Source organism: Streptomyces sp. NPDC003027 (assembly GCF_053591435.1).
This window is the reverse complement of record NZ_JBSFTU010000010.1, coordinates 1-18,554: the sequence shown is the minus strand read 5'-3', so window position 1 is coordinate 18,554 and position 18,554 is coordinate 1. Positions and strand designations below refer to the sequence as shown.

Here is an 18,554-nt window from a genome sequence, read left to right as displayed (position 1 = left end):
CAGCACAGGATGCCGAGGCGAGCCCTCGGCATCCTGTTTCACGTGAAACATCGGCGCCATGGCATCACCTCAGACGCCCCGCCAACCCGCCTCGTCCACACCACCGGGGACCGCGTCGCCCTGCTCGTACGGCTCGCGCGTGAAGACGAAGGACGCCAGATCGAGATGGCTCACCGAGCCGTCCGCCCGCCGTACCGCCCGCAGGGTCTCCCCCGCGTAATAGCCGTCCAGCCCGATCCATCCGCCGTCCGGCAGGGACCGGAAGGCTGCTCGTCGTCCCACCCCGCGCAGTGGCTCCAGGACCACGCTACGCTCCGGCCCCAGCCTCAGCGTGTAGGCATATGTTCCCCAGAACCAGGGACCGGTCAGCTCCAGCAGCTCCCGGTCGACCTGGTCCTCGGGAAGCGGCCGCCAGGGCTCGGGGAACCTCGGCTCGGCCTCCGCCACGATCCGTACGAGATCGGCGGCGACCACCGCGGTGAGCGGGCCTGAGGTGGCATTGGCGAGCGCGACCGCCGCCACATCGTCGTCCACACTCGCCCAGAGACAGGCGACGAAGCCGGGCAGCGATCCGGTGTGACCGATCAGGGTCCGGCCGTCCTTGCGAAGCAGTTGCAGGCCGAGGCCGTAACCGCCTTCCCAGTCCTCGGCGCCAGGCGGCGCTGCCGGTGTACGCATCTCCTCGACCGAGGCCGCGCTCAGAACCCGGTCGTCCCCGTGGGCGAGGAACACCGCGAAGCGGCAGAGGTCTTCCGCCGTCGACCAGAGCTGGCCGGCAGGTGCCATCAGCCCCAGGTCCTCGGACGGTTCCGGGAGCATCACATCGGCCCACGGATGCACCGCCCAGCCGCCGGCATGGGGAGCGACCGGCTGGGTGCTCGTCCGGGTCAGCCCCAGTGGCTGCAGGACCTCCGTACGCAGCGCCTCTTCCCAGGACACTCCTCGGACCGCCTCGATCAGCGCACCCAGCAGCGTGTAGCCGGGGTTGGAGTAGTGATGGCGCCGCCCCGCGGGGTGAAGGAGCGGTTGGTCGCCGAGGACGTCGGCCAGTTTCGGCCGTACCGTCCCGGGCGTGCGCTCCCACCACGGCGCGGGTGCCTCCGCGCCGAGACCAGCACTGTGCCCCAGGAGCTGGGCGATGGTCACCTCGCCGACACCGTCGACCAGGTCGGCGTGGACGAGGTGCTTGTCGAGGGGATCGCTCAGATCCACGAGCCCCTCGTCCCGCAGCCGCATCACCAGGACGGCGGTGAACACCTTGGTGAGCGAGCCGATCCGGTACTGCGTGTCGGCGTCCGGGGCATGCCCGTCGACGCAGCTGCGCGATCCGCTCCAGACCATGCCCCCACCCCGGGCCACGGCGCCGACGAAGGAGGGGGAGCGGCCCTCCGCCTGAGCCACGGCGACACGGTGCGACAAGGCACGCTCGGTGCTGGGAAGCAGAGCTTCGAAAGATGACGTCATGAGGAGATCAAACGCCGCGGGGCCCGGTCGGTCGACCCCATTCCCGCGCGGCGGGTTGCCGAGATTCCCGCGAGGGGGCTGCCGAGTCGACTCCGATGCGGGCAACCCGCTGGCCCTTCCCACCCGATCGGGTCCGGGCAGGCGCTGACCACGACCGCCCGGCCCGCTATTGGCGGCTCGCCCGTGTCGGCCGAGTACACCACGCTGAGCCCCGAGCACGAGGACTCCCGGCGAGCCCAGATCGCGCACCGATGAGTTTCCCGCGCCGCGCTGGTCTATAGGCCGGACACCCACGGACGGAAGGCTGGGCCATGCGGAAACTGATCTACGGCATGAACCTGACCCTTGACGGTTACATCGCCGCGCCCGGCGACGACATCGGCTGGAGCGGACCGCCGAGCCACGAGCTGTTCCAGTGGTGGCTCGACCACGAGAAGGCGAGTGGCCTGTCGCTGTATGGGCGCAAGCTATGGGAGACGATGAGTTCCTACTGGCCCACCGGCGACCAGCAGCCCAACGCCACCCCGGCGGAGATCGAGTTCGCGCGGAACTGGCGGGACACGCCGAAGGTGGTGTTCTCCTCGACGATCGACACGGTCGACTGGAACACCCGCCTGGTCACCGGCGACGCGATCGCCGAGATCACCCGGCTCAAGGCCGAGGACGGCGGCCCGATGAACATCGGCGGCGCAACGCTCGCCGGGGCGGCCATGCGCGCCGGGCTGATCGACGAGTACGTGATCGCCGCCTACCCGGTCCTGGTGGGCGGCGGCACGCCGTTCTTCACCGCGCTGGACAGCTGGGTGAACCTGAATCTGGTGGAGACGCGGACGTTTCCCGGCGGCGTGGTCCTGACCAGGTACGAGACGAGGCGCTGAGCAGCTTCCCGCCGCCTCACGGCTTGGCCGGGTGTTGCTTCTCACCGTCGTGGCATGTCCTCAGCCGGGATCTTCTGGGCGGCTGCGGCGACTCGTTCGGCCGGTGAAAGCTTCGCGGAGGCTGGAGGAAAGAGCCTCGGCTTCGTCAGCGGCGCACAGGGCGGTCTGGTGGCTGACTCCGCCGCGTGGCCTACACACGCGAAGATCAGGTCTGGGCCATGTCCACGAAGCGGGAGTAGTGGCCCTGGAAGGCGACGGTGATCGTCGCCGTCGGGCCGTTACGGTGCTTGCCGACGATGATGTCCGCCTCGCCGGCGCGCGGCGACTCCTTCTCGTACGCGTCCTCGCGGTGCAGCAGGATCACCATGTCCGCGTCCTGCTCGATGGAGCCGGACTCACGCAGGTCCGAGACCATCGGCTTCTTGTCCGTGCGCTGCTCGGGGCCACGGTTCAACTGCGAGAGCGCGATCACCGGCAGCTCCAGCTCCTTGGCCAGAAGCTTGAGGTTTCGCGACATGTCGGAGACTTCCTGCTGACGGCTCTCCGCCCGCTTGGACCCGCCCGACTGCATGAGCTGCAGGTAGTCGATGACGACGAGCTTGAGCCCGGCGCGCTGCTTGAGCCGGCGGCACTTGGCGCGGATCTCCATCATCGACAGGTTCGGGGAGTCGTCGATGTACAGCGGGGCCTGCGAGACGTCGGGCATCCGGCGGGCCAGCCGGGTCCAGTCCTCGTCGGTCATGGTGCCGGAGCGCATGTGGTGCAGCGCGACGCGGGCCTCCGCCGAGAGGAGGCGCATCGCGATCTCGTTGCGCCCCATTTCGAGGGAGAAGATCACGCTGGGCAGGTTGTGCTTGATGGAACAGGCACGGGCGAAGTCGAGGGCGAGCGTCGACTTACCCATGGCGGGACGGGCCGCGATGATGATCATCTGGCCGGGGTGCAGTCCGTTGGTGAGCTGGTCGAGGTCGGTGAATCCGGTGGGCACGCCCGTCATCTCGCCGCTACGAGAGCCGATCGCCTCGATCTCGTCGAGGGCACCCTCCATGATGTCGCCGAGCGGCAGATAGTCCTCGGTGGTGCGCTGTTCGGTGACGGCGTAGATCTCGGCCTGGGCCGAGTTCACGATCTCGTCGACATCGCCGTCGGCGGCGTATCCCATCTGGGTGATCTTGGTGCCGGCCTCGACCAGGCGCCGCAGCACGGCCCGCTCATGAACGATCTCGGCGTAGTACGCGGCGTTCGCCGCGGTCGGCACCGACTGGACGAGGGTGTGCAGATACGAGGCACCGCCCACGCGGGTGATCTCGCCGCGCTTGGTGAGCTCGGCCCCGACGGTGATCGGGTCGGCCGGCTCACCCTTGGCGTACAGGTCGAGGATCGCGGCGTACACCGTCTCGTGGGCCGGCTTGTAGAAGTCATGGCCCTTGATGATCTCCACGACGTCCGCGATGGCGTCCTTGGACAGGAGCATGCCGCCGAGGACGGACTGCTCCGCGTCGAGGTCCTGCGGGGGCACCCGCTCGAAGCCCGAGAGACCGCTGTCCCAGGGACCGCTGTCGCTGCCACGGTCATGCTGGTCCTCACGGCCCCGTCCGCGTCCGCGCCCCTCGCCGCGAGGGCGGGCGACGGGCAACCGGTCACTGGGTCCGGTGTCGGCCCAGGGGTCGTCCAAGGGCTCGGGAATAGTCACCAAGCCACCTCCTCCCGTCCGCTCCGCGGACCTCACCGTGCCACTCTGTCTTACGCCACGGCTCGGACAAACAAGAGGCTTTGACTCCGCTTCTGGCGCGTCGTGCGCCGGACCACGGTAGGCCCGACGGCAGCGTCAGCCAATCTGGTTATCCACAGGGCCTGTGGGTGAACGACAAGATGCTGTGGAGAACCCGCCGGAACCTGTGCACGGACCGGGGGACAGTCATGTGGACAAACTCATAGACAACCCCGGGTCACGGCTCTGACCTGGGCTTTTTCCATCCACCGGCTGTGGGGGAGAAAAACTTTTCCCCGCAGTCCAAGATCAGAACAAACGGCGCACACCCGAAGCCCTGAACCCCTCACAGGTAAGGACTCCGAGCGCATTGCGTCTCTTACCTGTGGAAGATTAGATTGGAGCTCATGACCCAGGCCCCCTCGGCGACCAAGGCCGCCCGACGACGGCATGACCGAGAGATCATCTCGCTCGCCCTCCCGGCCTTCGGCGCCCTCGTCGCCGAGCCGCTCTTCCTCATGGTCGACAGCGCCGTTGTCGGCCACCTCGGCACTCCCCAGCTCGCCGGTCTCGCCATCGCGGCGGCCCTGCTGTCCACAGCCGTGAGCGTCTTCGTCTTCCTCTCCTACGCCACCACGGCAGCCGTCGCCCGCCGGGTCGGGGCCGGTGATCTCCAGGCGGCGATCCGCCAGGGCATGGACGGTATCTGGCTCGCACTCCTGCTGGGCGCCGCCGTCGTCGCCGTCACGCTCCCCACCGCTCCGTGGCTGGTCGACATGTTCGGGGCCTCCGACACCGCTTCCCCCTACGCGGTCACCTATCTCCGGATCTCCAGCCTCGGCATCCCGGCGATGCTGGTCGTCCTGGCCGCCACCGGAGTCCTACGAGGACTCCAGGACACCCGCACTCCCCTGTATGTCGCCATCGCCGGCTTCACGGCCAACGCCCTGCTGAACGTGGGGCTGGTCTACGGCGCCGGCATGGGCATCGCCGGATCTGCCTGGGGCACCGTGATCGCCCAGTGCGGCATGGCCGCCGCCTACCTCGTCGTGGTCGTCCGGGGCGCCCGACGCCACGGCGCCTCCCTGCGCCCGGACGCGGCGGGCATCCGCTCCAGTGCCCAGGCGGGCGTCCCCCTCCTCGTCCGTACGCTCTCCCTGCGCGCGGTACTGATGATCGCCACGGTCGTCGCGGCCCGGCTCGGCGACGCCGAAGTGGCCGCCCATCAGATCATCCTGTCCCTGTGGAGCCTGATGGCCTTCGCACTCGACGCCATCGCCATCGCCGGTCAGGCCATCATCGGCCGCTATCTCGGCGCCGAGGACCCCGAGGGCGCCCGCCAGGTCTGCCGTCGGATGGTGCAGTGGGGTGTCGTCTCCGGCCTGGTCCTCGGGGCGCTCATCGTGGTCTCCCGCCCCCTGTTCATCCCGCTCTTCACCAGTGACACCACGGTCCAGAACACCCTGCTGCCGGCCTTGCTGGTCGTCGCGCTCTCCCAGCCGATCTCTGGAGTGGTGTTCGTTCTCGACGGCGTTCTGATGGGCGCGGGCGACGGCCCCTACCTGGCCTGGGCCATGCTGCTGACTCTCGCGGTGTTCGCCCCGGTCGCGCTCCTGGTCCCCGTTCTCGGCGGCGGGCTGACCGCGCTCTGGTGTGCGATGACGCTGATGATGACCGTTCGCCTGCTGACGCTCTGGCTGCGCTCCCGGTCCGGCCGCTGGATCGTCACAGGTGCCACCCGCTGAGCGTGCCATCCACTGAGCAGTGCAATCCGCCGAGCAGGGCCACCCGCTGATCAGTGCCGCCCCCTGAGCCATCGGCGCGTTTCACGCAAAGCGCGATGTTTCACGTGAAACAGCGGAAGGGCCGCACCCAGAGGTGCGGCCCTTCCGTACTGCTGAGAGCAGCGTTACGCGGCGACGACCTCGACGCCGAGCTTCGCGGCAACCTCGGGGTGCAGACGCACGGACACCTGGTGCGAGCCCAGGGTCTTGATCGGCGAGCCGAGCTCGACGCGACGCTTGTCGACGTCGGGGCCACCCGCGGACTTGATCGCCGTGGCGATGTCGGCCGGGGTCACGGAGCCGAAGAGGCGGCCGGCGTCGCCGGAGCGAACAGCCAGACGCACCTTCACGCCCTCGAGCTGGACCTTGATCTCGTTGGCCTGCTCGATGGTCGCGATCTCGTGGATCTTGCGGGCGCGGCGGATCTGCGCCACGTCCTTCTCGCCACCCTTGGTCCAGCGGATCGCGAAACCACGCGGGACCAGGTAGTTGCGAGCGTAACCGTCCTTGACGTCGACGACATCGCCGGCGGCACCGAGGCCAGAGACCTCGTGGGTGAGGATGATCTTCATTTTTCGGTCACCCTTCCCTTATCGCGCGGTGGACGTGTAGGGCAGCAGCGCCATCTCACGGCTGTTCTTGACGGCCGTGGCGACGTCACGCTGGTGCTGCGTGCAGTTGCCGGTCACGCGGCGGGCACGGATCTTGCCGCGGTCGGAAATGAACTTCCGCAGCATGTTCGTGTCCTTGTAGTCCACGTACGCGGTCTTGTCCTTGCAGAACGCGCAGACCTTCTTCTTAGGCTTGCGCACAGGCGGCTTCGCCATGGTGTTTCTCCTGTGTGATCAAGAAGTGGGGGTACGAGCTGCCCTAGAAGGGAGGCTCGTCCGAGTAGCCGCCGCCGCTGGAGTTTCCACCCCAGCCGGCTCCGCCGCCCTGCGGCTGACCGCCGGCCGGCGCGCTGGTCGCCCACGGGTCGCTGGCGGGAGCACCGCCACCACCCTGCTGGCCACCACCGGAGCTTCCGCCCCAGTCGCCGCCGCCCTGCGGCTGTCCCCCGCCGTAGCCACCCTGGCCACCACGACCGGTGGTCTTCGTGACCTTGGCCGTGGCGTTCTTGAGACTGGGGCCGACTTCCTCGACGTCCAGCTCGTAGACCGTGCGCTTGACGCCCTCACGGTCCTCATAGGACCGCTGCTTCAGCCGGCCCTGCACGACGACGCGCATGCCTCGCTGGAGCGACTCGGCGACGTTCTCCGCCGCCTGACGCCAGACCGAGCAGGTGAGGAAGAGGCTCTCGCCGTCCTTCCACTCGTTGGTCTGACGGTCGAAGGTGCGGGGGGTGGACGCGATACGGAACTTCGCGACCGCCGCACCGGACGGGGTGAAGCGCAGCTCGGGGTCGTCGACAAGATTGCCGACGACCGTGATGACGGTCTCGCCTGCCATTGGGTGAACCTCTCGGCGGGATTGCTTCTGGCTGCTTACTGCTACTCGGACCCGATGACCTCTGAGCTAGAAGCTCAGTGGATCTCGGGACGGAGGACCTTGGTCCGGAGGACCGACTCGTTCAGGTTCATCTGTCGGTCGAGCTCCTTGACGACCGCAGGCTCGGCCTGCAGGTCGATGACCGAGTAGATGCCCTCGGGCTTCTTCTTGATCTCGTAGGCGAGACGACGACGGCCCCAGGTGTCGACCTTCTCGACCTTTCCGTTGCCCTCACGGACGACGGAGAGGAAGTTCTCGATCAGCGGGGAGACAGCGCGCTCCTCGAGATCGGGGTCGAGGATGACCATCACCTCGTAGTGACGCATGTGGAACCCACCTCCTTTGGACTCAGCGGCCACGGTCGTTCCGTGGCAGGAGGGTCGTGATGCGTGAGCGACGGTATCGGCCACCTCTGACAATCCCCTCAGCGAGTGAGGAGTGCTGTCGGGACCCGGACGGGCCTGGGCAGACACCGGCGCAGACCGTACAGAGTACCCGCACACCGGCTTCCGGTTGAAATCCGGTGACGGGGGGACGCAATCTGTACACAACGGATGTCGGCGGCGCCTCGGATGCGCCGCCTTCCGGCAGCCACGCCAGGAGGTGCCCCATGGCACAGGCAATGCGACCCGACCCCGGACATTCCCTTCTCGCCACCGACGGCAAGCCGCACCCGCTCCAGGACACCCTGGTCGGGGTGACGCTCGTCCTGGGCGCGCTGGCCTTCGTCACCGCGATGTTCCATGACCTGCACCTGATCAGCTCCTGGGCAGGACTGATCGGGATCATCACGGGCGCGTACGGACAGTTCATCTCCGTCACGACGAGGGAACGCTTCGCGCTGATCGTCGGGCTCGGCGCCGCCGGCGTGGGCTTCTTCCTCGGCATGGCCCACGGTGGTCTCTTCGGCGGCCTACTGGGCTGACCACCGGGCGGCCACCACAGGAATCGGGGTGCTCCCCGGCCGCAGTAGGCTTCGGCGCGAGAGCCGGAGCCCCTGTACCGATGGGGACACACCTGCCGAGGAGCGCCCCGCATGAGCCTGACCCTTCGGACCATCAGCCGTGAGCAGCATCTGGCATTCATCCAGAGCCGGCCTTCGGCGAGCCACTGCCAGGTTCCGGCGTGGGCTGATGTGAAGACCGAGTGGCGCTCGGAGAACCTGGGTTGGTTCGACAAGTCCGGCGAGCTCGTCGGCGCGGGCCTGGTGCTCTACCGCCAGCTCCCCAAGATCAAGCGATACCTCGCGTACCTGCCCGAGGGCCCGGTCATCAACTGGTACGCCCCCAACCTCGACGACTGGCTCCAGCCGATGCTGGCGCATCTCAAGCAGCAGGGTGCCTTCTCCGTGAAGATGGGGCCGCCCGTCGTCATCCGCCGGTGGGACTCGGCCGCCATCAAGTCCGGCATCCAGGACCCGGACGTGAAGCGCCTGAAGGACGTCGAGGCCACGCACATCGAGCCGCGCGCCTTCGAAGTGGCCGACCGGCTGCGGAAGATGGGATGGCAGCAGGGCGAGGACGGCGGCGCCGGCTTCGGCGACGTGCAGCCCCGCTACGTCTTCCAGGTACCGCTGGCCAACCGCTCACTGGACGATGTCCTCAAGGGCTTCAACCAGCTGTGGCGCCGCAACATCAAGAAGGCCGAGAAGGCCGGTGTCGAGGTCGTCCAGGGCGGCTACGACGACCTCGCCGAGTGGCAGCGGCTGTACGAGATCACTGCCGTCCGCGACCACTTCCGGCCGCGCCCGCTCTCGTACTTCCAGCGCATGTGGACCGTCCTCAACAACGAGGACCCCAACCGCATGCGGCTGTACTTCGCCCGCCACAACGGGGTGAACCTCTCCGCCGCCACCATGCTCGTGGTCGGCGGACACGTCTGGTACTCCTACGGAGCCTCCGACAACATCGGCCGCGAGGTCCGGCCCTCGAACGCGATGCAGTGGCGGATGCTGCGCGACGCCTACGCGATGGGCGCGACCGTCTACGACCTGCGCGGCATCTCGGACTCGCTCGACGAGACCGACCACCTCTTCGGCCTGATCCAGTTCAAGGTGGGCACCGGCGGCGAGGCCGTGGAGTACGTCGGGGAATGGGACTTCCCGCTCAACAAGCTGCTGCACAAGGCGCTCGACATCTACATGTCGCGCCGCTGACGCCCGTGCCGACGGTTGCGTAGTCTCGTACGTAATCTCGTCGGTGTCGTACATACCTCTGATACACCGCAGCCACCAGAAAGGTTCCGGGCCGGCCATGGCGCTCTCCCTCTACGTCGACACCGCTCGCTGGCGGGCGCACCAGAAGACCGTGATCGACCAGTTCCCCGGACTGGTCCCGGTCTGCAAGGGCAATGGCTACGGTTTCGGCCATGAGCGGCTGGCCGACGAGGCCGCCCGGTTCGGCTCGGACATGCTCGCCGTCGGCACCACGTACGAGGCGGCGAGGATCAAGGACTGGTTCGGCGGTGATCTGCTGGTGCTCACCCCGTTCCGGCGGGGCGAGGAGCCGGTGCCCCTGCCGGACCGGGTGATCCGCTCCGTGTCCTCCGTCGACGGTGTGCACGCCCTGGTGGGGGCACGGGTCGTCATCGAGTGCATGAGCTCGATGAAGCGCCACGGCGTGCGCGAGGAGGACCTCGGCAAGCTGCACGCCGCCATCGAGGACGTACGGCTCGAGGGTTTCGCCCTGCACCTCCCGCTGGACCGCACGGACGGCACCGACGCGGTCGAGGAGGTCATCGGCTGGATGGACCGGCTGCGGGCCGCCCGGCTGCCCCTGCACACTATGTTCGTGAGCCATCTGCGGGCCGAGGAGCAGGCGCGGCTCCAGCAGCAGTTCCCGCAGACCCGGTTCCGGGCGCGGATCGGTACGCGGCTGTGGCTGGGCGACCATGAGGCGACCGAGTACCGCGGCTCCGTCCTCGACGTCACCCGCGTCGCCAAGGGCGACCGGTTCGGCTACCGCCAGCAGAAGGCGGCCTCCGACGGCTGGCTGGTGGTCGTCGCGGGCGGCACGTCGCACGGTGTGGGCCTGGAGGCCCCCAAGGCGATGCACGGCGTGATGCCCCGTGCGAAGGGCGTGGCACGCGCCGGTCTGGCGACCGTCAACCGGAACCTTTCGCCGTTCGTCTGGGCCGGCAAGCAGCGCTGGTTCGCCGAGCCGCCGCACATGCAGGTCTCGATCCTGTTCGTCCCGTCCGACGCCCAGGAGCCGAAGGTCGGTGACGAGCTGGTGGCCCATCTGCGGCACACGACGACCCAGTTCGACCGACTCGTCGAGCGCTGAGCCGCTGACGGCCCCGGGGGCTACTCCCGGGCCGCGCCCCACTCCACCCGCGGCCCCTCCACGGCCGATGCCGCGTGCCGGGCCGGGTGGGCGGCCCTGCCCATGACGAAGACGTCCTCGGCGCCGTCCAGGACGCCCCCGGAGGGATCGTCGGAGCCGTCCTGCCGCACGACGTCCCGCTCGGGCGCCAGGATGTCGCGGACGACGACCGCGCACAGGTAGAGCGTGCCGAGCAGATGCAGGATGACGGCGAAGTGGTAGCCGTCCGTCGGCAGGCCCTGCTTGTTGCCGCTGGTGGTGAAGGCCAGGTACATCCAGATGCCCAGGAAGTACATCACCTCGCACGCCTGCCAGATCAGGAAATCGCGCCAGCGGGGCCGGGCCAGCGCGGCGAGGGGGATGAGCCACAGGACGTACTGCGGTGAGTAGACCTTGTTGACCAGGACGAACGCGGCCACGACGAGGAAGGCGAGCTGCGCGAAGCGGGGCCGTCGGGGAGCCGTGAGCGCCAGGGCGGCGATGCCGGCGCACGCGAGCAGCATCAGCACCGCGGCGAGGACGTTGGCCGTCTCGGGCGTGATCGGTTCACCGGTGCGCTGGCTGACCAGCAGCCACAGGGAGCCGAAGTCGATGTTCCGTTCACTGCTGAAGGTGTAGAACTGCTTCCACCCCTGGGGCGCGAGCAGCATCACCGGCAGGTTCACCACCAGCCAGGCGCCGCCCGCGCCGAGCAGGGAGGTGCTGAACTCCCGCCATTTCCCGGCCCGGCAGCAGAGCAGCAGCAGCGCGCCGAGCAGGAAGACGGGGTACAGCTTCGCCGCCGTGGCCAGGCCGATGAGGATGCCGGTCGCGAGAGGCCGGCCGCGTGACCACATCAGGACGGCGACGGCCGTCAGGGCCACGGCCAGCAGATCCCAGTTGATGGTGGCGGTGAGCGCGAACGCGGGTGCCAGGGCGACGAGCAGGCCGTCCCAGGGCCGGCGGCGATGGGTCCGGGCCACGCAGACCGCCATGACGGCGGCGCAGACCATCAGCATGGCCGAATTGATCATCCAGTACGTCTGCTCGCGCTGCATCATGTCGCCGCCGTCCGGCGTCAGCCAGGCCGCGACCTCCATGAACAACCCGGTGAGCACCGGATACTCCAGGAACTCTATGTCGCCGCTCAGCCGGTCGAAGTACGGGACGAGGCCCTCGGCGAAGCCCCGGCCGACGAAGAGATGCGGGATGTCGGAGTAGCAGGCGTGGGTGTACTGCGAGGTGGAGCCGCGGAACCAGGCCCAGTCGTAGCACGGGATCTTCTGCACCATGCCGAGCGCAAACATCCCGATGGCCACCAGTGCGATCACCCGCACCGGCGTGAGGGCGCTGGTGCCGAGCAGGGCCCGGCGGCCGACCGGTCCCCCGATCAGTTCGCTGCCCGCCGCGGCCACTTCGTCCCGGTGGGTGGGGCACACCACTGCCCGGTCCCGCGACCGGTCCTGCGGCGGACTCGTCTTCTGGAGGCTCGGCATGGGGGACATCCTGCCGTACGTACCTGGGGAAACGGCGAGGGCCGCCGCACCCGGACGCGTACGAAGGTACGGATCGGGTGCGGCGGCCCTCAGGGCGCTGCCGGTGCTCGCCGCGACGGATCAGCCGCCGAGCCAGCCGGTGCCGCCACTGGGTCTGCCGGTGCCGCCTGTGTCGTCGGTGGCCGTGGGCGTGGGTGTCGTCGGCGTACCGCCGGTCGCGCCGCCCTCGGTGGTCCCGCCGTTCTCGTTGCCCTCGGTCGTGCCGCCGTTCTGGCCGCCGTCGGTGTTGCACGGCCAGTCCCACACGTCGCAGCTCTTCTCCGGGTCCGGCGTCTTGCTCGGGGTGGAGGACGGTGTCGACGAGGGGGTGGCCGACGGGGTCTGGGACGGGGTGACCGACGGCGTCGGAGTCGGGCTGGTGAGGCCGCCGCCGTAGACCGGCTTGGCGTCCTCCAGGTTCTCCGGCTCCGGGAAGGACTCCGGCTCCATGCCCTCCAGGGCGTCGGTCATGTAGTCGTTCCAGATCCGCGAGGGGAACGACGAACCGTGGATCTTGGGCTGGGCACCGGTGCCGAACATGGACTCGAACTTGCGGCCGGCCTTCGTCTCGTCGTCGTCGAACCGGTACATGTCGATCGCCGTCGAGAGCTGCGGGGTGTACCCCACGAACCAGGCCGAGTTGTTGCCGTCGGTGGTACCCGTCTTGCCGGCCACCTCGCGGCCCGGGATGGCGGCCTTGCGGCCGGTGCCCTTCGGGTTCTCCACCACGTCGCGCAGAACGTCGGTGACGTTGCTCGCGATGGCCGTGGAGAAGGCCCGCTCGGGCTTCGCCTTGTGCTCGTAGATGACCTCCCCCTTCCGCTTCACCTTGGTGACGGAGTAGACGTCGTTGCGCTCGCCGTTGTTGGCGAAGGTCGCGTAGGCGCCGGCCATACGGATCGCGCTCGGGTCGGAGATACCGAGCGAGAACGACGGCACATCGGCCTTCACCAGCGAGCTCTCGCGCAGACCGGCCTTGATCGCCGTCTCACGGACCTTGTCGATGCCGATGTCCATGCCGAGCTGGACGTACGGCGAGTTGGCCGAGCGGATCATCGCCTCGCGGAGGCTCATCTCCGGGTAGCTCGCGTCGTCGTCATTGACCTGGAGCCACTCCTCGCCGTTCTCGTCGCGCCAGACCGTGCCGTCGTAGTTCCTGATCCGCAGCTTGTTCTTGCCGGAGTAGCGGCTCTTGTCGGGGTCGACGATCGTGCGGGTGGAGGCGTCCTGGAACTTTCCCTTGTTCGGGTCCCGTACGCCGTGCTCCATCGCCGCGGCCAGCACGAACGGCTTGAACGTCGATCCGACCTGGGCACCGGTCTGGTCGGCGTTGTTGGTGAAGTGCTTGGTGGCGTCGGTGCCGCCGTAGATGGCGACGATCTTGCCCGTCCTGGGGTCGACCGAGGCGCCGCCGAACTGGACATGGGTGTCCGTCTTCGGCCGCTTCGCCGGATTGATGTACTCGTCGTAGATCTTCTTGACGGACTCTTCGAGAGCGTTGACCTTCTTCTTGTCGAAGGTCGTGTGGATCTCGTAGCCGCCCTCGGCGAGGGACTTCTCGTCGATCTCACCGTCGTAGCTGTTGATGAAGTTGGCCTTGGCCGTACTCACCAGATAGCCGATCTGGCCGGTCAGCGCCGCGTCCTTCTTGGGCGGCTTCACCCTCGGGAAGTCCGGGTACTTCACGCGCTCCTCGGGCGAGAGGTGGCCGTCGTTGACCATTTCGTCGAGGATCCACCGCCACCGCTTCGTGGCGCGGTCGGTGTTGTCCTTCGCGTTCGCCCTTGGGTCGATCTCAGGCGCGCCGGCCGGGTCGTAGTAGGTCGCGCCCTTGAGCAGGGAGGCGAGGAAGGCGCACTCGCTGGGGTTGAGTTGCTTGGCGTCCTTCTCGAAGTACGTACGGGCCGCGGCCTGGATGCCATAGGCACCCCGTCCGTAGTACGAGGTATTCAGATACCCCGCCATGATGTCCCGCTTCTCCAGCTTGGTTCCGACCTTTATGGAGATGAACAGCTCCTGGACCTTTCGGGTCAGGGTCTGCGACTGGTCGTTGAGCCGGTTGTTCTTCACATACTGCTGGGTGATCGTCGAGCCACCCTGGGTCTCTCCGCCCTTGGCCATGTTCCACACGGCGCGGCCGATACCCATCGGGTCGATACCCGAGTCATCCCAGAACGTCTTGTTCTCGGCCGAGATGACCGCGTTCTGCATATGCTTCGGGATCTGTTCGATGCCGATGATCTGGCGGTTGACCTCACCACCGGTCGCGGCCATCTGGCTGCCGTCGGCCCAGTAGTAGACGTTGTTCTGCGCCTTGGCGGCCAGGTCCTCGTTGGGGACGCCCACCACGGCGTAGCCGATCGTCGCCGCGCCCATCAGGCTGCCGAGGAACGCCAGGAACAGGCCCGTCACGAGCTTCCAGGAGGGCACCCAGCGCCGCCACCCGTACTTGCCGTACCGCGGGTAGTCGATCAGTCTTTTCCTGCCCGGGGGCCTGCCACCGCGACCCCGGCCCGGTCCGTTCTCGTGGCCGCCCCCACCGCCGCGTCGGCCGCCGCCGTGACCACCCGCGCCGCCGCCGTCGGGGGCGCGCCGACGGCCGCCCCCTCTCTGCGCGGCGCGACGGGCCTCGGCCCGTCCACCGTAGGGGCGCTCCTCCTCGTACCCGGACGAAGGGGATCCCATATTGACATCCCGCGCCTGGGCCGACCTGCGGCCCATGGGCTGCTGGGCAGCGCGTCGGGCCGCCGCGCGGCCGCCACTCGGCGGCTGCGACTGCGGCATCTTGCGACGGTGCTCGCTCATCGAACGACTACTCCTCGGGCAGGCGCGTACGCCTGGAAGCGGCAGTTGAGTTCCGGTCCCCCCGAAATACGCACGGACGAGCCCCATGGGAGGCCTCTCCGTGCGGCAGCCGGTCACCCGCAGCACTGACGCCCCGCGGCGTCGCTTGGTTCCCGGTGGTCTGCATGCCGCACAGACTACGCACGGCCAAAACCCTCCTAGGGCCGAAGTTCACCCCAAATCAGGCAAGTCGATTGCTATGAATTGACGATGTGACGCCGGTCACCACACCCCCCCTTGTCGCATCCAGGTCGCCGTTCTATCGTCGGGATGTATCGAGTCGATACATCAGTACGGCATAAGAGTCCTGAACGGCGGAGGAGGCGACGGATGAGCAGGCGCTCAGGAATCCTTGAGTTCGCCGTCCTCGGCCTGCTCCGCGAGGCACCCATGCACGGGTACGAGCTGCGGAAACGGCTCAATACCTCGCTGGGGATCTTCCGGGCCTTCAGCTACGGGACCCTCTACCCCTGCCTCAAGACGCTGGTCGCCAACGGCTGGTTGATCGAGGAGCCGGGCAGCGCCCCCGAGGACGCGCTCGCCGCCTCACTCGCAGGGCGCCGCGCCAAGATCGTCTACCGGTTGACGGCGGAAGGTAAGGAGCACTTCGAGGAGCTCCTCTCCCACACCGGCCCGGACACCTGGGAGGACGAGCACTTCGCCGCCCGCTTCGCCTTCTTCGGGCAGACCGAGCGCGAGGTACGGATGCGGGTACTGGAAGGCCGCCGCAGTCGGCTGGAGGAGCGCTTGGAGAAGATGCGCGCCTCTCTGGCCCGTACGCGCGAGCGCCTCGACGACTACACCCTTGAGCTGCAGCGCCACGGAATGGAGTCCGTGGAGCGCGAAGTGCGCTGGCTGAACGAGCTCATCGAGAGCGAGCGGGCGGGGCGGGATCAGCGATCCGGTCCCGACGCCCCCGCTCAGCAGGACAACGATTCTGGAGAAACGGGCGGCCTGCCCCGGCACGGGGGCAGTACCCGGCCGGACCCGTCCGACGACACCACCAAGTGAAGCCCTGCGACATGCAGGGCTTCCACGATCACACAGGGAGCAACCGGAAATGGGTTCGGTTCGCGTAGCCATTGTTGGCGTGGGCAACTGCGCCGCCTCACTGGTGCAGGGCGTCGAGTACTACAAGGACGCCGACCCGGCGGCCAAGGTGCCCGGCCTGATGCACGTCCAGTTCGGCGACTACCACGTCGGTGACGTCGAGTTCGTCGCCGCGTTCGACGTCGACGCCAAGAAGGTCGGCCTCGACCTCTCCGACGCCATCGGCGCCAGCGAGAACAACACCATCAAGATCTGCGACGTTCCGAACAAGGGCGTCACGGTCCAGCGCGGCCACACCCTCGACGGTCTCGGCAAGTACTACCGCATGACCATCGAGGAGTCCGCCGAGGAGCCGGTCGACATCGTCCAGGTCCTCAAGGACAGGCAGGTCGACGTCCTCGTCTGCTACCTGCCCGTGGGCTCCGAGGACGCGGCGAAGTTCTACGCCCAGTGCGCCATCGACGCCAAGGTCGCCTTCGTCAACGCTCTTCCGGTCTTCATCGCCGGCACCAAGGAGTGGGCGGACAAGTTCACCGAGGCCGGCGTCCCGATCGTCGGTGACGACATCAAGTCGCAGGTCGGCGCCACCATCACGCACCGCGTCATGGCGAAGCTGTTCGAGGACCGCGGTGTCCGTCTTGAGCGCACCATGCAGCTCAACGTCGGCGGCAACATGGACTTCAAGAACATGCTGGAGCGCGACCGCCTGGAGTCCAAGAAGATCTCCAAGACCCAGGCCGTCACCTCGCAGATCCCCGACCGCGAGATGGGCGAGAAGAACGTCCACATCGGTCCGTCGGACTACGTGGCCTGGCTGGACGACCGCAAGTGGGCGTACGTCCGCCTCGAGGGTCGCGCCTTCGGTGACGTTCCGCTGAACCTGGAGTACAAGCTCGAGGTGTGGGACTCCCCGAACTCGGCGGGTGTCATCATCGACGCCCTGCGCGCCGCGAAGATCGCCAAGGACCGCGGCATCGGCGGCCCGATCCTCTCCGCGTCCTCGTACTTCATGAAGTCCCCGCCGGTTCAGTACTTCGACGACGAGGCCTACGCCAACGTCGAGAAGTTCATCAAGGGCGAGGTCGAGCGCTAAGCACCACCCGCACGACGATCGAGGGTCCCCGGCATGCGCCCGGGGGCCCTCTTCGTATGTGAGTCTTGCTGCCATGTCCGTCGTACGTGATCTGCGCGTACTCCTGCGCCTGACGAACTTCCGCCGCCTGCTGGCCGTCCGCCTGCTCTCCCAGTGCGCCGACGGGGTCTACCAGGTGGCGCTGGCCACGTACGTCGTCTTCTCCCCGGAGAAACAGACCTCCCCCACCGCCATCGCCTCGGCCATGGCCGTCCTCCTGCTCCCGTACTCGCTCATCGGCCCCTTCGCCGGGGTCCTCCTCGACCGCTGGCAACGCCGCCAGGTCTTCCTCTACGGCAATCTGCTGCGGACGGTGCTCGCCTGCATGACGGCGGTACTCATGCTGGCCTCCGTGCCCGACTGGCTCTTCTACGCCTCCGCCCTCTCGGTGACTGCTGTCAACCGTTTCGTCCTGGCGGGCCTCTCCGCCTCGCTGCCGAGAGTCGTCGACGACGAGCGGCTTGTGGTGGCCAACTCCCTCTCACCGACGGCCGGCACTCTGGCGGCCACAGCGGGCGGTGGTCTGGCCTTCGCCGTGCGGTTCGTCTCCGCCGACTCGGACGCCGCTGTGGTGACACTCGGCGCTTTCCTCTATCTCTGTGCCGCCCTCGCATCCCTTCGGATGTCCCGCGAACTTCTCGGTCCCGAGCCGGAGCTGGTGCAGCCACGTCTCTCCGCTGCGCTGGCTTCGACGGCCCGTGGCCTGAAGAGCGGGCTGCGGCATCTGTCCGAGCGACGGCCGGCGGCCCATGCGTTGGCCGCCATGACGCTGATGCGGTTCTGCTACGGCGCGCTGACCGTGACCGTTCTGATGCTCTGCCGGTACGCCTGGAGCTCAACGGAGCAGGAAGGACTCGCCCTGCTCGGCCTGGCCCTCGCGATCTCGGGGGCGGGCTTCTTCGCGGCGGCGGTCATCTCGCCGTGGACGGTCGGACGGCTCGGCCCCTTCGGCTGGATGGCCGTCTGCGCGGGGTCGGCCGCACTGCTGGAACCGGCGCTGGGACTTCCCTTCGAGCCGGTCCCGCTTCTGGTCGCCGCCTTCGTTCTCGGACTCATCACCCAGGGAACCAAGATCGCGACGGACACGGTGGTCCAGACATCGGTGGACGACGGCTTCCGGGGGCGCGTCTTTTCGCTCTACGACGTGCTGTTCAACGTCGCCTTCGTCGGTGCCGCCGGAGTCGCCGCGCTGATGCTGCCGCCGGACGGCCGGTCCGTTCCCCTCGTGGTCATGGTCGCGGTGCTCTACGCCACGACTGCGGCCCTCCTGCTGAGGCGGCGCCCCCGACAGAGCGAGGGGTGATGTTTCACGTGAAACATCACCCCTCGGCGGCCCCGCCCAGTCGATGTTTTTTGTGTAAAATAT

16 protein-coding genes are annotated in these 18,554 nt (G+C 68.1%); 8 read left to right on the top strand and 8 right to left on the bottom strand.

Going from position 1 to position 18,554, the window contains the following annotated elements:
- Nucleotides 1–69: 69 nt before the first annotated feature.
- The gene (locus ACWDX6_RS10180; RefSeq protein WP_451484490.1) at nt 70–1,464 is read right to left on the bottom strand and encodes a serine hydrolase domain-containing protein; all 1,395 of its coding nucleotides are present in this window, start codon (nt 1,462–1,464) and stop codon (nt 70–72) included.
- Between the two features lie 311 nt (nt 1,465–1,775).
- On the opposite strand from ACWDX6_RS10180, the gene ACWDX6_RS10175 reads away from it, so the two are divergent.
- Nucleotides 1,776–2,342 carry a dihydrofolate reductase family protein gene (locus ACWDX6_RS10175; protein WP_451484489.1) on the top strand — a complete coding sequence of 189 codons (567 nt, stop codon included), beginning with the start codon at nt 1,776–1,778 and terminating at the stop codon, nt 2,340–2,342.
- 205 nt (nt 2,343–2,547) lie between these two features.
- On the opposite strand, the gene dnaB is transcribed toward ACWDX6_RS10175, so the two are convergent.
- A complete protein-coding gene (dnaB, locus tag ACWDX6_RS10170; RefSeq protein WP_403292698.1) occupies nt 2,548–4,035 on the bottom strand; it encodes a replicative DNA helicase in 1,488 nt (495 codons plus the stop codon).
- Between the two features lie 425 nt (nt 4,036–4,460).
- Between dnaB and ACWDX6_RS10165 the strand changes: the two genes are divergently transcribed.
- Nucleotides 4,461–5,798 (top strand): MATE family efflux transporter, encoded by a 1,338-nt coding sequence (locus ACWDX6_RS10165; RefSeq protein ID WP_451484488.1) that lies wholly within the window; start codon nt 4,461–4,463, stop codon nt 5,796–5,798.
- A gap of 164 nt (nt 5,799–5,962) precedes the next feature.
- Here the strand turns inward: ACWDX6_RS10165 and rplI are convergent, their stop codons facing one another.
- The 4 genes from rplI to rpsF all read right to left on the bottom strand — a co-directional run bounded on the left by rplI (nt 5,963) and on the right by rpsF (nt 7,651).
- Complete coding sequence (rplI, locus tag ACWDX6_RS10160) at nt 5,963–6,409, bottom strand: 50S ribosomal protein L9 (RefSeq protein ID WP_451484487.1); 447 nt, start codon at nt 6,407–6,409, stop codon at nt 5,963–5,965.
- An 18-nt stretch (nt 6,410–6,427) separates the two neighbouring features.
- Nucleotides 6,428–6,664: a 30S ribosomal protein S18 gene (gene rpsR, locus ACWDX6_RS10155; RefSeq protein ID WP_005315025.1), complete on the bottom strand. Its 237-nt coding sequence runs from the start codon at nt 6,662–6,664 to the stop codon at nt 6,428–6,430.
- Nucleotides 6,665–6,707: 43 nt separating this feature from the next.
- Complete coding sequence (locus ACWDX6_RS10150) at nt 6,708–7,286, bottom strand: single-stranded DNA-binding protein (RefSeq protein WP_451484486.1); 579 nt, start codon at nt 7,284–7,286, stop codon at nt 6,708–6,710.
- A 74-nt stretch (nt 7,287–7,360) separates the two neighbouring features.
- Nucleotides 7,361–7,651, bottom strand: a complete 291-nt coding sequence (gene rpsF, locus ACWDX6_RS10145; RefSeq protein ID WP_015609864.1) for a 30S ribosomal protein S6 — start codon at nt 7,649–7,651, stop codon at nt 7,361–7,363.
- Between the two features lie 284 nt (nt 7,652–7,935).
- On the opposite strand from rpsF, the gene ACWDX6_RS10140 reads away from it, so the two are divergent.
- The 3 genes from ACWDX6_RS10140 (at nt 7,936) to ACWDX6_RS10130 (ending at nt 10,609) form a co-directional block, all read left to right on the top strand.
- Nucleotides 7,936–8,250 carry a hypothetical protein gene (locus ACWDX6_RS10140; RefSeq protein WP_451484485.1) on the top strand — a complete coding sequence of 105 codons (315 nt, stop codon included), beginning with the start codon at nt 7,936–7,938 and terminating at the stop codon, nt 8,248–8,250.
- Nucleotides 8,251–8,361: 111 nt separating this feature from the next.
- Nucleotides 8,362–9,480: a lipid II:glycine glycyltransferase FemX gene (locus ACWDX6_RS10135; RefSeq protein WP_451484484.1), complete on the top strand. Its 1,119-nt coding sequence runs from the start codon at nt 8,362–8,364 to the stop codon at nt 9,478–9,480.
- Between the two features lie 97 nt (nt 9,481–9,577).
- Nucleotides 9,578–10,609 (top strand): alanine racemase, encoded by a 1,032-nt coding sequence (locus ACWDX6_RS10130; protein ID WP_403292710.1) that lies wholly within the window; start codon nt 9,578–9,580, stop codon nt 10,607–10,609.
- 20 nt (nt 10,610–10,629) lie between these two features.
- Here the strand turns inward: ACWDX6_RS10130 and ACWDX6_RS10125 are convergent, their stop codons facing one another.
- On the bottom strand, nt 10,630–12,123 hold the full coding sequence (locus ACWDX6_RS10125) for a glycosyltransferase family 87 protein (protein ID WP_451484483.1): 1,494 nt from the start codon (nt 12,121–12,123) through the stop codon (nt 10,630–10,632).
- 120 nt (nt 12,124–12,243) lie between these two features.
- On the bottom strand, nt 12,244–14,967 hold the full coding sequence (locus ACWDX6_RS10120) for a transglycosylase domain-containing protein (protein ID WP_451484482.1): 2,724 nt from the start codon (nt 14,965–14,967) through the stop codon (nt 12,244–12,246).
- A 369-nt stretch (nt 14,968–15,336) separates the two neighbouring features.
- Between ACWDX6_RS10120 and ACWDX6_RS10115 the strand changes: the two genes are divergently transcribed.
- The 3 genes from ACWDX6_RS10115 to ACWDX6_RS10105 all read left to right on the top strand — a co-directional run bounded on the left by ACWDX6_RS10115 (nt 15,337) and on the right by ACWDX6_RS10105 (nt 18,491).
- Nucleotides 15,337–16,017, top strand: coding sequence for a helix-turn-helix transcriptional regulator (locus ACWDX6_RS10115; protein WP_451484481.1), 681 nt, complete (start codon nt 15,337–15,339; stop codon nt 16,015–16,017).
- Nucleotides 16,018–16,066: 49 nt separating this feature from the next.
- Nucleotides 16,067–17,149 carry an inositol-3-phosphate synthase gene (locus tag ACWDX6_RS10110; RefSeq protein WP_451484480.1) on the top strand — a complete coding sequence of 361 codons (1,083 nt, stop codon included), beginning with the start codon at nt 16,067–16,069 and terminating at the stop codon, nt 17,147–17,149.
- Between the two features lie 73 nt (nt 17,150–17,222).
- Complete coding sequence (locus ACWDX6_RS10105) at nt 17,223–18,491, top strand: MFS transporter (RefSeq protein WP_451484479.1); 1,269 nt, start codon at nt 17,223–17,225, stop codon at nt 18,489–18,491.
- Nucleotides 18,492–18,554: the final 63 nt, after the last annotated feature.

Coding starts and splice junctions, on each gene's coding strand:
- ACWDX6_RS10180 (WP_451484490.1), bottom strand. CDS start 1,464: ATGACGTCATCTTTCGAAGCTCTGCTTCCCAGCACCGAGCGTGCCTTG.
- ACWDX6_RS10175 (WP_451484489.1), top strand. CDS start 1,776: ATGCGGAAACTGATCTACGGCATGAACCTGACCCTTGACGGTTACATC.
- ACWDX6_RS10165 (WP_451484488.1), top strand. CDS start 4,461: ATGACCCAGGCCCCCTCGGCGACCAAGGCCGCCCGACGACGGCATGAC.
- rplI (WP_451484487.1), bottom strand. CDS start 6,409: ATGAAGATCATCCTCACCCACGAGGTCTCTGGCCTCGGTGCCGCCGGC.
- rpsR (WP_005315025.1), bottom strand. CDS start 6,664: ATGGCGAAGCCGCCTGTGCGCAAGCCTAAGAAGAAGGTCTGCGCGTTC.
- ACWDX6_RS10150 (WP_451484486.1), bottom strand. CDS start 7,286: ATGGCAGGCGAGACCGTCATCACGGTCGTCGGCAATCTTGTCGACGAC.
- rpsF (WP_015609864.1), bottom strand. CDS start 7,651: ATGCGTCACTACGAGGTGATGGTCATCCTCGACCCCGATCTCGAGGAG.
- ACWDX6_RS10140 (WP_451484485.1), top strand. CDS start 7,936: ATGGCACAGGCAATGCGACCCGACCCCGGACATTCCCTTCTCGCCACC.
- ACWDX6_RS10135 (WP_451484484.1), top strand. CDS start 8,362: ATGAGCCTGACCCTTCGGACCATCAGCCGTGAGCAGCATCTGGCATTC.
- ACWDX6_RS10130 (WP_403292710.1), top strand. CDS start 9,578: ATGGCGCTCTCCCTCTACGTCGACACCGCTCGCTGGCGGGCGCACCAG.
- ACWDX6_RS10125 (WP_451484483.1), bottom strand. CDS start 12,123: ATGCCGAGCCTCCAGAAGACGAGTCCGCCGCAGGACCGGTCGCGGGAC.
- ACWDX6_RS10120 (WP_451484482.1), bottom strand. CDS start 14,967: ATGAGCGAGCACCGTCGCAAGATGCCGCAGTCGCAGCCGCCGAGTGGC.
- ACWDX6_RS10115 (WP_451484481.1), top strand. CDS start 15,337: ATGAGCAGGCGCTCAGGAATCCTTGAGTTCGCCGTCCTCGGCCTGCTC.
- ACWDX6_RS10110 (WP_451484480.1), top strand. CDS start 16,067: ATGGGTTCGGTTCGCGTAGCCATTGTTGGCGTGGGCAACTGCGCCGCC.
- ACWDX6_RS10105 (WP_451484479.1), top strand. CDS start 17,223: ATGTCCGTCGTACGTGATCTGCGCGTACTCCTGCGCCTGACGAACTTC.